Annotated in this window: 13 protein-coding genes and 1 tRNA gene; 2 read left to right on the top strand and 12 right to left on the bottom strand. The window is 69.2% G+C overall.

Annotated features, from left to right (window positions below; genetic code table 11):
* Positions 1–193: 193 nt before the first annotated feature.
* The 9 genes from rplL to ACWD1U_RS22200 form a co-directional block, all read right to left on the bottom strand.
* A complete protein-coding gene (gene rplL / locus ACWD1U_RS22160) occupies positions 194–583 on the bottom strand; it encodes a 50S ribosomal protein L7/L12 (RefSeq protein ID WP_033308983.1) in 390 nt (129 codons plus the stop codon).
* A 114-nt stretch (positions 584–697) separates the two neighbouring features.
* Entirely contained in the window at positions 698–1,228 is a 531-nt protein-coding gene (gene rplJ, locus ACWD1U_RS22165; protein ID WP_384150903.1) for a 50S ribosomal protein L10, read from the bottom strand.
* A gap of 293 nt (positions 1,229–1,521) precedes the next feature.
* Positions 1,522–2,349, bottom strand: coding sequence for a DUF1396 domain-containing protein (locus tag ACWD1U_RS22170; protein ID WP_451109801.1), 828 nt, complete (start codon positions 2,347–2,349; stop codon positions 1,522–1,524).
* 93 nt (positions 2,350–2,442) lie between these two features.
* The gene (locus ACWD1U_RS22175; protein ID WP_451109802.1) at positions 2,443–3,300 is read right to left on the bottom strand and encodes a hypothetical protein; all 858 of its coding nucleotides are present in this window, start codon (positions 3,298–3,300) and stop codon (positions 2,443–2,445) included.
* 127 nt (positions 3,301–3,427) lie between these two features.
* Positions 3,428–4,153, bottom strand: coding sequence for a 50S ribosomal protein L1 (gene rplA, locus ACWD1U_RS22180; protein WP_451109804.1), 726 nt, complete (start codon positions 4,151–4,153; stop codon positions 3,428–3,430).
* Between the two features lie 76 nt (positions 4,154–4,229).
* The gene (gene rplK / locus ACWD1U_RS22185; RefSeq protein ID WP_003992325.1) at positions 4,230–4,664 is read right to left on the bottom strand and encodes a 50S ribosomal protein L11; all 435 of its coding nucleotides are present in this window, start codon (positions 4,662–4,664) and stop codon (positions 4,230–4,232) included.
* A 170-nt stretch (positions 4,665–4,834) separates the two neighbouring features.
* Positions 4,835–5,662 carry a transcription termination/antitermination protein NusG gene (gene nusG, locus ACWD1U_RS22190; RefSeq protein ID WP_451109806.1) on the bottom strand — a complete coding sequence of 276 codons (828 nt, stop codon included), beginning with the start codon at positions 5,660–5,662 and terminating at the stop codon, positions 4,835–4,837.
* A gap of 80 nt (positions 5,663–5,742) precedes the next feature.
* Entirely contained in the window at positions 5,743–6,027 is a 285-nt protein-coding gene (gene secE, locus ACWD1U_RS22195) for a preprotein translocase subunit SecE (protein WP_451109808.1), read from the bottom strand.
* A gap of 108 nt (positions 6,028–6,135) precedes the next feature.
* Positions 6,136–6,208 (bottom strand) — tRNA-Trp (locus tag ACWD1U_RS22200).
* A 262-nt stretch (positions 6,209–6,470) separates the two neighbouring features.
* On the opposite strand from ACWD1U_RS22200, the gene ACWD1U_RS22205 reads away from it, so the two are divergent.
* Positions 6,471–7,697 carry a pyridoxal phosphate-dependent aminotransferase gene (locus tag ACWD1U_RS22205; RefSeq protein ID WP_451109810.1) on the top strand — a complete coding sequence of 409 codons (1,227 nt, stop codon included), beginning with the start codon at positions 6,471–6,473 and terminating at the stop codon, positions 7,695–7,697.
* 123 nt (positions 7,698–7,820) lie between these two features.
* Positions 7,821–8,852, top strand: coding sequence for an adenosine deaminase (locus tag ACWD1U_RS22210; protein ID WP_451109812.1), 1,032 nt, complete (start codon positions 7,821–7,823; stop codon positions 8,850–8,852).
* A 217-nt stretch (positions 8,853–9,069) separates the two neighbouring features.
* Here the strand turns inward: ACWD1U_RS22210 and ACWD1U_RS22215 are convergent, their stop codons facing one another.
* From ACWD1U_RS22215 to ACWD1U_RS22225, 3 genes are all read right to left on the bottom strand, one after another.
* Complete coding sequence (locus tag ACWD1U_RS22215; protein WP_451109814.1) at positions 9,070–10,125, bottom strand: UDP-N-acetylmuramate dehydrogenase; 1,056 nt, start codon at positions 10,123–10,125, stop codon at positions 9,070–9,072.
* A 95-nt stretch (positions 10,126–10,220) separates the two neighbouring features.
* Positions 10,221–10,601, bottom strand: a complete 381-nt coding sequence (locus ACWD1U_RS22220) for a DUF3291 domain-containing protein (RefSeq protein ID WP_451109816.1) — start codon at positions 10,599–10,601, stop codon at positions 10,221–10,223.
* Between the two features lie 35 nt (positions 10,602–10,636).
* Positions 10,637–12,028 carry an MFS transporter gene (locus ACWD1U_RS22225; RefSeq protein ID WP_451109818.1) on the bottom strand — a complete coding sequence of 464 codons (1,392 nt, stop codon included), beginning with the start codon at positions 12,026–12,028 and terminating at the stop codon, positions 10,637–10,639.
* Positions 12,029–12,284: the final 256 nt, after the last annotated feature.

The following is a 12,284-nucleotide window of genomic DNA, read 5'->3' on the forward strand; positions in this document are numbered from 1 at the left end:
CCCTGCGCGAACCGGGGCCGCCCAGAGACACGACGAAGATCACCATACCCCCCGCCACAGAGGCTGCAAGGCAACCGTGGCCGGACCCCGAGAACGCCGAAGAGCGACCACCCGGATGGATGATCGCTCTTCCGCGCTTACGCGTTACACGTCCAGGAGGACATGTCGTGGATCCTGACGGATCCGGGAGGTCTTACTTGACCTCGACGGAGGCGCCGGCGCCCTTGAGGGACTCGGCGGCCTTCTCGGCGGCGTCCTTGGCGACCTTCTCGAGAACGGGCTTCGGGGCGCCGTCCACGAGGTCCTTGGCCTCCTTCAGACCCAGGGAGGTCAGCTCACGCACGACCTTGATGACCTGGATCTTCTTGTCGCCGGCACCGGTGAGGATGACGTCGAACTCGTCCTGCTCCTCAGCGGCCTCGGCGGCGGCGCCACCAGCGGCACCACCGGCGACGACGACCGGCGCGGCAGCGGCGGCGGTGACGTCGAACTTCTCCTCGAACGCCTTCACGAACTCGGAGAGCTCGATGAGGGTCATCTCCTCGAACTGCGCGAGCAGGTCTTCCTGGCTGAGCTTCGCCATGATGGCGGTCCTTCCACTAATTCGGCAGGTGCCGGATGTACATGTGAGGCGGGCGTACGTCTGGCCCGCTACGGTCGCCGCGTTCAGGCAGCGGCGGCCGGGATGCGAGCCGAGTTACTCGGCACCGCCCTGCTCGTCCTGCTTGGCACGGAGCGCGTCCACGGTGCGGACGAGCTTCGACGGCAGCGCCTGGAAGACAGAGGCAGCCTGGGACTGCTTGCCCTTCATGGCACCGGCCAGCTTGGAGAGCAGAACCTCGCGGGACTCGAGGTCCGCAAGCTTCTTGATCTCATCGGCGGACAACACCTTGCCGTCAAGGACGCCGCCCTTGATGACGAGGTTGGGGTTGTCCTTGGCGAAGTCACGGAGACCCTTCGCCGCCTCGACCGGGTCACCGGTCACGAAGGCGACGGCCGACGAACCCGTGAAGAGGTCGTCCAGCGTCGTGATCCCGGCCTCATTGGCCGCAATCTTGGTCAGCGTGTTCTTCGCCACACGGTACTGAGCGTTCTCACCGAGTGAACGACGCAGCTTCTGGAGCTGCGCGACGGTGAGACCGGTGTACGCGGTAACGACAGCAGCGTTGGAGTTGCGGAACTTGTCCCGCATCTCCTCGACGGCATCGACCTTGTCAGGCCTCGCCATGAGCCTCGGCCTCCTTCCGGGTGATTCGGACCGCGCGGACCCGAAGGAGGACTGGGGAAAACGAAACGCCCCGGCGCAGAGGCACGGGGCGTAGCTCGACCGGTTTCACGCACGCTCGGGGCGGCGGACTCCGGGAGCTTCTCCTGTGTCACCTGCGCGGGTCGTCCGCCGTTCAGCGGATCCTTCGGCCACCGCGCCCTCATCCGAGCGCGCGGCAACGACCAGCGGTCTTTGGCTTCTGTAGGAGAGTACGGGAACGGATCGCCGTCAAGCAAATCCGCCCGTACGCCGGATCAGCTCTCGTCGAGTTCCTTGAACATCTCGGCGAGGTCGGCGACGTCCTTGGCGGGCGGGGCCTTGACGTCGACCGGCTTGTTGTAGTCGAGGAAGGTGATGGTCATGTCGAGCGGGCCCTTGGCGGCGTCGCCCTTCATGCGGAACTTCTTGGTGTGGTCGTCGCCGTCGACCCACATGTCCATCGTGACCTTGTCGACGCCGAGCTTCTCGTACTGCTTGATGCTCTTCTCGCGCTGCTCGCGGGTCGCCGCCTTCTCGTCCTTGAGGGACGCGCGGAGATCCTTGAGCGTCACCGTGCCGGCGTAGTGGGTCGTCTCGACGCCGTCGACCTTCTCGGAGCCGACCTTCTTCACGTCCTTGGCGCCCGTGAGGAAGGTGGACTCCGCCGCCGGGTTCTGCTCGGCCTGGCTCGTGGAGCCCAGTTGGTCCAGCTCCTTGCCGACCTTCGACCCGGAGAGGTCGAACTTCATCCAGCTCTTGCCGTCCATCTCCTTGGCCATCTCGGCTCCCCCACCGATGTACATGGCCTTGTCGACGAGGCGGATCTCCATGGGCTCGGTGGCGCCCTGGTCGGGCGCCGTCATTTTCATGCTCATGGCGATCGAGGGCTTCAGGCGCATCGAGGCCTCGGCCTCGACCCGGCCCGACCCCGGCACGGTGCCGTTCATGCGGTAGTGGAGGGACGTGATGTCCTCCGTGTTCTTCGCCGCCTTGGCGACGGCGGCCGCGGGTGTCATCTCCGGCGACTGCTCGGAACCGCAGCCGACGGCACCGGCGGCGAGCAGCAGAGCGCCCAGACCGGCCGCGGGTATGGATGACCTCATTGATTCCCCCCAAGGAATGCATGGTTGCTTCTCAGCAGAGCCGTGAGCCTATCCCAGCGGGACACAAGTGATCTGTCCGATTGGGTGCGGGACTCAGGACGTACCGGGCTGCTTCCGCATCAGGTCCTCGAAGTCCCCGGTGTCGGACAGCGGGGGCCGCTCGGCCCGCACGCGCACGCCGTAGTCGGCGTAGTGCGCGGTCTGGGTCATCAGGCCCGTGGCCATCCGCGCCTTCTCCACCTTCTTGACCAGTAGGTTCCGCTCGTCGATCCACACGTCGACGGTCTCGGTGCTGACCCCGGCCTCGGTGAGCTGCTTCTTCAGGCCGGCGTCGGTGACGTCGGCCGCTGCCACGGTGCCGGACCAGTGGGTGGCGCGCCGGCCGCGGACGGTCTCCTCGCCGACCTTCGTGAGGTCCGCGGAGGACAGCAGCAGCTTCACCGACTGGTTGGGCGTCGTGCTGCGCATCCGGTCACCGAGGTGGGCGCCGGAGCCGCCGGTCAGGGCTTCGAGGTCCTCGTACGCGTACCGGATCCAGCGTTTGCCGTCGGCCTTGTCGGCGAACTTCTCGCCCATGCGCGCGTAGTACGCGTCGGGCAGGTAGCGGGCCTCCATCGAGGTGCTGCCGAGCCGGCGCATGGTGTCGGCGATGGTGCCGCCGGTGTACGTGATGGTCAGGGTGCCGGTGATGCCGTCGGCCCAGCCGAGGGTGCCGTCGGCTCGCATGGACATCAGTGAGCCCATGGTGGTCGTGGACTCGACCCGGGCGGACTCGGCCCGCTCGGTGGCGCGTTCGGCGGAGCGCAGGGCGGCCAGGGCCCTGGCGCGGGCGACGGGGGCGTCCTCGCCGGGGCCGTCGGAGGAAGTCGGGGAGGTGCAGGCCGCGGCCCCCGTCAGCGCGGTCGCCACCGCGACCACCAGTCCCATACGGCGCACGGTCATGCCCTGCATACGTCCCCCCGTTCGCATCCGGTTCCCGCACGTTAACCCAGGCCACCGGCGTACGTACCGGAAAAGGGAACGGGCCCCGCACCTGTAAGAGGTGCGGGGCCCGTGACCGGTTGGGTGAGCCTCAGGCTCAGACCGCAGCCGGGTCCTCCTCGACGAGGAGGTTGCGGGTGCGGTTCGGGTCGACCGGGATGCCGGGGCCCATGGTGGTGCTGACCGCGGCCTTCTTGATGTAGCGGCCCTTGGCGGCGGACGGCTTCAGACGGAGGATCTCCTCCAGGGCCGCACCGTAGTTCTCCACCAGCTTGGTGTCGTCGAACGACGTCTTGCCGATGATGAAGTGCAGGTTCGCGTGCTTGTCGACCCGGAACTCGATCTTGCCGCCCTTGATCTCCGTGACGGCCTTGGTCACGTCGGGGGTGACGGTGCCGGTCTTCGGGTTCGGCATCAGACCACGCGGACCGAGCACGCGGCCGAGGCGGCCGACCTTGCCCATGAGGTCCGGGGTGGCGACGACGGCGTCGAAGTCCAGACGGCCCTTCGACACCTCGTCGATCAGCTCGTCGGCGCCGACGATGTCGGCGCCCGCGGCACGCGCGGCCTCGGCACGGTCACCGGTCGCGAAGACCAGGACCCGGGCGGTCTTGCCGGTGCCGTGCGGGAGGTTCACGGTGCCACGGACCATCTGGTCGGCCTTGCGCGGGTCGACACCCAGGCGGAAGGCGACCTCGACGGTGCCGTCGAACTTGGTCGTGGAGGTCTCCTTGGCGAGACGGACGGCCTCGAGCGGGGCGTAGAGCTTCTCCCGGTCGACCTTGGCGTCCGCAGCGCGAAGGGACTTGCTGCGCTTGCTCACTACTGCTCCTGTGGATTCTTAGGAGTCGTGGTCCGGGCCGAGCAGGCCCCGCCACTTCTGCTGATGGGGTTGGGGCTCAGCCCTCGACCGTGACGCCCATGGAACGGGCGGTGCCGGCGATGATCTTCTCGGCGGCGTCCAGGTCGTTGGCGTTGAGGTCGGGCATCTTCGTGGTGGCGATCTCGCGGACCTGGTCACGCGTGATCTTCGCGACCTTGGTCTTGTGCGGCTCGCCGGAGCCCTTCTCGATGCCCGCGGCCTTCAGGATCATCTTGGCGGCCGGCGGGGTCTTGGTGATGAAGGTGAAGGAGCGGTCCTCGTAGACCGTGATCTCCACCGGGATGACCCAGCCACGCTGCGACTCGGTCGCGGCGTTGTAGGCCTTGCAGAACTCCATGATGTTGACGCCGTGCTGACCCAGCGCGGGGCCGACCGGCGGGGCCGGGTTGGCGGCACCGGCCTGGATCTGGAGCTTGATGAGCCCCGTGACCTTCTTCTTCTTGGGAGGCATAGCTCTCCGGGTCCTTTCGATTCGGGTCCTGCCCGCACTCGGGGACCACCCGGATGCAGGCATACCGCACAACGATAACGGGTATGGATGCGCGGCCAAAAACCGCGCAGGTCAGGCAAGCGCCGGAGCGATCGCCTGACCTGCGCGGAAGCGGTGGGGTCCGGAAGAAACTAGTTCTTCTGGATCTGGTCGAAGGAGAGCTCGACCGGCGTCTCGCGGCCGAAGATCTCGACGAGGCCCTTGACCTTCTTGGAGTCCGGGTTGATCTCGTTGATGGTCGCCTGCAGGGTGGCGAACGGGCCGTCGGTGACGGTGACCGAGTCGCCGACCTCGAAGTCCAGCACCTGGACCTCGACCTTGCGCTGCGGAGCCGGCTTGCCCTCGGCCTCGGCGGCCTCGCGGGCGGCCTTCTCCTCGGCCTCGGGGGCGAGCATCTTGACGATCTCGTCCAGGGTCAGCGGGTACGGGTCGTAGGCGTTGCCCACGAAGCCGGTGACGCCGGGGGTGTTGCGGACGACGCCCCAGGACTCGTTCGTCAGGTCCATGCGGACCAGGACGTAACCCGGGAGCTTGTTCTGCTTGATCGTCTTGCGGTCGCCGTTCTTGATCTGGACGACCTCTTCCTGCGGCACCTCGGCCTGGAAGATGTAGTCCTCGACGTTCAGCGAGACGGCGCGCTGCTCGAGGTTGGTCTTCACGCGGTTCTCGTAGCCGGCGTAGGTGTGGATGACGTACCACTCGCCGGGCAGGACCCGCAGCTCCTCGCGGAGCTTCTCGATCGGGTCGCGGTCGTCCTCGGGCTCTTCCCCGAGTTCTTCCGCGGCCTCTTCACCGGACTCGGTCTCCGCCTCGGCGGCGTCGTCGTCCGCGACGGCGTCGGCAGCCTCGACCTCGGCGGAGGCCTCGGTGTCCTCGCTGTCCGCGCCCTCGACGGTGTCGAGCTCGTCCTCGACGGACTCGACAGGCTCGATGGCGTCGTTCACGTTCGGGTCAGACACGGTGGCTGCTTCTTCCTGGATACATGGGGGTGGAACATGCGAAAGGAGCGCCGGGTACCTCGGCGCTCTTCGCTGGCTGCTCAGCCGAAGACGTACTTGGCGGCGTTACTGAGCCCATAGTCAATCACGGTGACCAGACCGATCATGACGACGACGAAGATGATCACCACGGTCGTGTACGTGGACAGCTGGTTTCGGGTCGGCCAGACGACCTTGCGCAGCTCCGCGACGATCTGGCGGTAGAAGAGGGCAAGGCGCTTCAGCGGGCCCTTCTTGCCGCGCTTGCCGCCCTTGCGGGTCTTCTTGGACTCCGGCGCCTCGTCCTGGGCATCAGGCATGTCGATGGAGCCCACGGCGTCCGTCACTCGTCCTCACCTGATTCCGGGTCGTGGCCGTGCCGCGCCCGGTCTGAGCCGCACGGCGGTGCATTGCTGTACGTACATGCGCACACATCCTGGCGAAGGTGTGTGTAGCAGGGCCGGAGGGACTTGAACCCCCAACCGCTGGTTTTGGAGACCAGTGCTCTACCAATTGAGCTACGACCCTTTGTGTGTCCCCCAACGTACCGCATCCGTCCGGATGCTTGGTGTGCACCGAACGGGCGCAGCCTGCTGAAGGCCAACGAGGTGAGAGTGTACGTGGTCTGCGGCCGGTCGTCGAACAGAATGGGCCCGCGGGAGGGCTCGTCGGTCGAAGACCGCCCTGGCCGCGCGGCCGATCCGGACTGGTGTTCAGGTGTTTGCCCGGGGTTGTTCAGTCTGTGAAACCCCCGTGCCGCGCGAGTTTCCTGTCTGGAACGATGGGGCCCATGAGCGCTGCAACCCCTCCCACCGAGCGCCGGGTCTCCGCCCGAGTCGGCGCGATCTCCGAATCCGCCACCCTCGCCGTGGACGCCAAGGCCAAGGCCCTCAAGGCCGCCGGGCGGCCGGTGATCGGCTTCGGCGCCGGCGAGCCCGACTTCCCGACCCCGGACTACATCGTCGAGGCCGCGATCGAGGCCTGCAAGAACCCGAAGTTCCACCGCTACACGCCGGCCGGCGGGCTGCCCGAGCTGAAGGCCGCGATCGCCGCGAAGACGCTGCGGGACTCCGGCTACGAGGTCGACGCGTCGCAGATCCTCGTCACCAACGGTGGCAAGCAGGCCATCTACCAGGCCTTCGCCGCGATCCTCGACCCGGGCGACGAGGTCATCGTGCCCGCGCCGTACTGGACGACCTACCCGGAGTCGATCCGGCTGGCCGGGGGTGTCCCGGTGGAGGTCGTCGCCGACGAGACGACCGGCTACCGGGTGACCGTCGAGCAGCTGGAGGCGGCCCGTACGGAGAAGACGAAGGTCGTCCTGTTCGTCTCGCCGTCGAACCCCACCGGCGCCGTCTACGGCGAGCAGGAGACCGAGGCCATCGGCCGCTGGGCCGTGGAGCACGGTCTGTGGGTGCTGACCGACGAGATCTACGAGCACCTCGTCTACGGCGACGCCTCCGCCGTGTCGCTGCCGGCGGTGCTGCCCGAGCTGCGCGACAAGTGCATCGTGGTCAACGGTGTCGCGAAGACGTACGCGATGACCGGCTGGCGCGTGGGGTGGATCATCGGTCCGAAGGACGTCGTCAAGGCCGCGACGAACCTGCAGTCGCACGCCACGTCGAACGTGTCCAACGTCGCCCAGGCCGCCGCGCTGGCCGCCGTCTCCGGTGACCTGGTCGCCGTGGCGGAGATGCGCGAGGCGTTCGACCGGCGCCGCAAGACCATCGTGCGGATGCTGAACGAGATCGACGGCGTGGTGTGCCCGGAGCCGGAGGGTGCGTTCTACGCCTACCCGTCGGTGAAGGCCCTGGTCGGCAAGGACATCCGGGGCAAGCGGCCCAAGGACACGGTCGAGTTGGCCGCGCTGATCCTGGAGGAGGCCGAGGTGGCTGTCGTCCCGGGTGAGGCGTTCGGTACGCCGGGGTATCTGCGGCTGTCGTACGCGCTGGGCGACGAGGATCTCGTCGAGGGCGTGAGCCGGATCCAGAAGCTGCTGGCGGAGGCCAGGGACTGACGCTTCCGTCCGGGCACGGGGCACATACCGGTTTCCGGTATGTGCCCCATTTGTTTGTGCGAGCAAGACCACGAAAGGGGAAACAGCTACCGGGACGGCTGAGGCGTACGGCAGGATCCTGGGATGGAGCGTGTACGTGATGTCTCTGAGCTGCCGAAAGCCCATCTGCACCTGCACTTCACCGGGTCCATGCGGCCCTCGACCGTGCTGGAACTGGCCGACAAGCACGGCGTACGACTGCCCGACGCGCTGACCGAGGCGCTGGTAGGCGGGGAACCGCCGAGTCTGCGGGCGACGGACGAGCGGGGCTGGTTCCGCTTTCAGCGGCTGTACGACGCGGCCCGCTCGTGCCTTCGGGAGCCGGAGGACATCCAGCGGCTGGTGCGGGAGGCCGCGGAGGAGGATCTGCGGGACGGGTCGGGGTGGCTGGAGATCCAGGTCGACCCGACGTCGTACGCGCCGATGCTGGGCGGGCTGATTCCGGCGCTGGAGGTCATCCTCGACGCGGTGGAGACCACGTCGCGGGAGACCGGGCTCGGGATGCGGGTGCTGGTGGCGGCGAACCGGATGAAGCATCCACTGGACGCCCGGACGCTGGCGCGGCTGGCGGTGCGGTACGCGGACCGGGGGGTCGTCGGGTTCGGGCTGTCGAACGACGAGCGGCGGGGAATGGCTCGGGATTTCGACCGGGCGTTCGGGATCGCGCGGGAGGCCGGGCTGTTGTCGACGCCGCACGGGGGTGAGCTGGCGGGGCCGTCGTCGGTGCGGGACTGTCTGGACGACCTGGGGGCGAACCGGGTGGGGCACGGGGTGCGGGCGGCGGAGGACCCCCGGCTGATGAAGCGCTTGGCGGACCGGGGGGTGACGTGTGAGGTGTGCCCGGCGTCGAACGTGGCGCTCGGCGTGTACGAGAAGCCGGAGGACGTGCCGCTGCGGACATTGTTCGAGGCGGGGGTTCCGCTGGCCCTGGGCGCGGACGACCCGCTGCTGTTCGGGTCGCGTCTGGCGGCGCAGTACGAGATCGCGCGGCGGCATCACGGGTTCACGGATGCCGAGCTGGCGGAGGTGGCTCGGCAGTCCGTGCGGGGGTCGGCGGCGCCTGAGGATGTGAAGACGAAGCTGCTGGCGGGGGTGGACGACTGGCTGGCGTCGTAGGGCTCGCGGGGCGTGGGTGCGCTTGCGCTTGACGCCGGAGGGCACAGTCGTGGGCCCCGAGCCGCGGGCAATCGTGCCGCCAAGGGGGCTGGGCGTGGTTCCTCTGCTCGAGCGCAGCCGAGAGCCCGGGGGGAGGCATCCCACTCCGCCGGGCTGCGGACCCCCCGGCCCCGCACCACCGCCGAGCACCCGGAAACGCGGAGCTGCCGGGAAGCCCCTACAGGCTGACTCCAACCGTCACCGGCTCGTTGACCAGCGTGATTCCGAAGGCCTCGCGGACCCCGGCCACCACCTCGCGGGCCAGGGCGAGGAGATCCTCCGTCGTCGCGCTCCCCCGGTTCGTCAGCGCCAGTGTGTGCTTCGTGGAGATGCGGGCCGGGCCGTCGCCGTAGCCCTTGGTGAAGCCGGCCTTGTCGATCAGCCAGGCCGCGGAGGTCTTGGTGCGGCCCCCGCCGGCCGGGTACGCGGGCGGCTCCACCCCGTCGCCGAGCCGCTCCCGCACGCGCGCGCGGAACGTCGCGAAGTCCGCGTCCGTGAGGATCGGGTTGGTGAAGAAGGAGCCGGCCGACCAGGTGTCGTGGTCCTCGGGGTCCAGGACCATGCCCTTGCCGGCGCGCAGCTTGAGCACCGTGTCGCGTGCAGCGGCGAGGGGGACGCGGTCGCCGGGTCCCACGCCGAGGGCGCGGGCCGTCTCGGCGTACCGGAGGGGGGCGGAGAGGCCGCCGGCGTCCTCCAGGGCGAAGCGGACGCGCAGGACCACGTAACGCTCGGGGTCGGACTTGAAGCGGCTGTGGCGGTAGGAGAAGGCGCAGTCCTCGTTGGGCAGGGTGACCGTGTCGCGGGTGTGACGGTCGTAGGCGACCACCTCGGTGATGGTCGAGGAGACCTCCTGGCCGTACGCCCCGACGTTCTGGATGGGCGTCGCGCCCGCCGAGCCGGGGATGCCGGCCAGGCACTCGATGCCGGCCAGGCCCGCCTCGACCGTGCGGGCGACGACGTCGGTCCAGACCTCACCGGCGGCCAGTTCCAGTTTCGTGCCGTCGAGGGAGAAGCCCTGGGTGGCGATGACGAGGGCGGTGCCCTCGAAGCCCTTGTCGCCGATGACCAGGTTGGAGCCGCCGCCGATGAGCAGCAGCGGGGTGCCCGCCTCGTCGGCTTCGCGGACGACAGCGATCACCTCGTCGTCCGTCGTCGCGGTGATCAGCCGGGTCGCGGGGCCGCCCAGCCGGAAGGTGGTCAGCGGGGCGAGGGGCGCGTCGTGGAGTTCCTGCACGGGCTCAAGAGTACGAGACGGCACTGACGGCACCGGGTACGCCTGTGCGGCCCCTTCCGCATGGCGAAACGGGCCGCACGCGCGCCTGGTGGTTCTCAGGGCAGGCGGCGGAGCGCCTCGGGCCGGGAGAGCGGCAGGTCGTCGCTGCTCACCCGCCATGTGGTGAAGGTCGCGTCCCTCATCTGCGGGGCGAGTCCCCGGGAGGCGGGCCCGTGGGCGCCCGTTCGGACGAAGGCGTGGAGGGCGTCCTCGGACTCCCAGGCCGACAGGGTCCAGAAGGTCCGTTTGAGGGGCTTCGCCTTCAGGGTCGCTCCGTAGGCGCCGGGGCTCCGGCGTACCTGACGCCAGACGGCGGACGTACCGGCGAGGAACTTCAGCGCTCCCCACAGGGTGCGGGTCTCGAAGCGGGAGGCGAAGACGTGCACCTCGGTGTCGCGGGGCGGGGTGTTCGGGACGGTCCAGGGAAGGGTGGGCATGGCCGCTTCTCCTCTTCGTGGTTTTCGGGGGGGGGTCAGTTCGTGGCCGTCTCCGGTACGAGGGCCGGTTCGGCCGGGGCGGCCTGCCGCTCGGTGTGCCGGCGGGTCGGGATCAGCAGGGCCGAGATGCCCGCCAGGGCGACCACCGCGGAGCCCGTGACCAGCGCGGGCCGCATGCCGTCGACGAAGGTCTGGCCGGTCTCGTAGCTGCCCTGGGCCGCGAAGATCGACCCCATGACGGCGATGCCGAGCGCTCCGCCCACCTCGCGCAGGGCGTTGTTGGCGCCGGAGGCGGTGCCCTGCTCCTGCGGCCGGACGCTGGACATCACCAGGTGCGAGGCGGGGGCGAAGAACAGGGCCATGCCGATGCCGCTGATGACGAGGGCGGGCAGCTGGGCGACGTAGGAGGCGTCCGCCGTGGCCACGACCGACATGTAGCCGAGGCCCAGGGCCTGGAGGAAGAGGCCCGCGGCGACGACCGGACGGCCGCCCATGCGGTCGGCGAGGATGCCGGCGATCGGTGCGACGAGCATGGGCATGCCCGTCCAGGGGAGCATGCGCAGGCCCGCCTCGGTGGGCGAGTAGCCGAGGACGCCCTGCATGTACTGGCTGAGCAGGAAGATCGACCCGAACATCCCGAGGAACATCAGCAGGCTCGCGACGTTGATGCCGGTGAAGGCCCGGGAGCGGAAGAGCCGCATCGGGAGCATCGGGTTCTTGTCGTGGATGCCGTGGTGCACGAAGCCGCCGAGCAGCGCGGTGCCCGCGAACAGGCCGGTCAGCACCAGGGGGCTGGTCCAGCCGTCGACGGGGCCGCGGACCAGGCCGTAGACGATGCCGAAGAGGCCGCCACTGGCGAGCAGGGTGCCGGGGATGTCGAGTGGGGCTCCGGTGCCGTGGGACTCGGCGAGGCGCAGCCGGGCGAGGGGCAGCAGGGCCAGGCCCAGCGGGACGTTCAGCCAGAAGATCCACTGCCAGGAGATGTGCTCGGTGAGGGTGCCGCCGACCAGCGGTCCGGAGGCGACGGCGAGGCCGTTGACAGCGCCCCAGATGCCGTAGGCCATGCCGCGCTTGGCAGCGGGCACCGCGGCGGTCAGCAGGGTGAGCGTGAGCGGCATCATGACCGCCGCGCCGGCGCCCTGGACCGCGCGGGCGGCGATGAGTGAGTCGATGCCGGGCGCCATGGCCGCCGCGGCGGAGGCGCCGGTGAAGACGGCGAGCCCGGCGACGAAGAGCCGGCGGCGGCCGAAGCGGTCGCCGAGGGCCGCGCCGAACATCAGAAGGACGGCGAAGGTGAGCGTGTAGGCACTGACCGTCCATTCCAGGTCGTGCAGACCTCCGCCGAGGTCCTCGCGGATGGAGGGCAGGGCGGTGGTCACGACGAGGTTGTCGAGGGCCGCCATGAATCCGGCGACGCTGGTGATCACTAACTAGTCAAGTGGTCCGGTGGACGGCGTGAGAGCGGTCCGGCGAACGGTCATGACAAAGGGGCGCCCCGTTTCAGGAGAGCGCCCCTTACCTCGCACAACCGTCTAAGGGGGCCTTGCACTATGCCCGCCCGGGTCGCGTGGTCTGGTGCCGTGCATCGCCCCGGGGTAACCGTTCCGTGACCTCTGTCACATGGATGAGAGCTCCGTGAGAACGGGGCTTGGCCAATCAACCCAACCGGTGGTAGGTGCGGGG

The organism is Streptomyces sp. NPDC002788 (assembly GCF_053592115.1).

Coding starts and splice junctions, on each gene's coding strand:
- rplL (WP_033308983.1), bottom strand. CDS start 583: ATGGCGAAGCTCAGCCAGGAAGACCTGCTCGCGCAGTTCGAGGAGATG.
- rplJ (WP_384150903.1), bottom strand. CDS start 1,228: ATGGCGAGGCCTGACAAGGTCGATGCCGTCGAGGAGATGCGGGACAAG.
- ACWD1U_RS22170 (WP_451109801.1), bottom strand. CDS start 2,349: ATGAGGTCATCCATACCCGCGGCCGGTCTGGGCGCTCTGCTGCTCGCC.
- ACWD1U_RS22175 (WP_451109802.1), bottom strand. CDS start 3,300: ATGCAGGGCATGACCGTGCGCCGTATGGGACTGGTGGTCGCGGTGGCG.
- rplK (WP_003992325.1), bottom strand. CDS start 4,664: ATGCCTCCCAAGAAGAAGAAGGTCACGGGGCTCATCAAGCTCCAGATC.
- ACWD1U_RS22205 (WP_451109810.1), top strand. CDS start 6,471: ATGAGCGCTGCAACCCCTCCCACCGAGCGCCGGGTCTCCGCCCGAGTC.
- ACWD1U_RS22210 (WP_451109812.1), top strand. CDS start 7,821: ATGGAGCGTGTACGTGATGTCTCTGAGCTGCCGAAAGCCCATCTGCAC.
- ACWD1U_RS22220 (WP_451109816.1), bottom strand. CDS start 10,601: ATGCCCACCCTTCCCTGGACCGTCCCGAACACCCCGCCCCGCGACACC.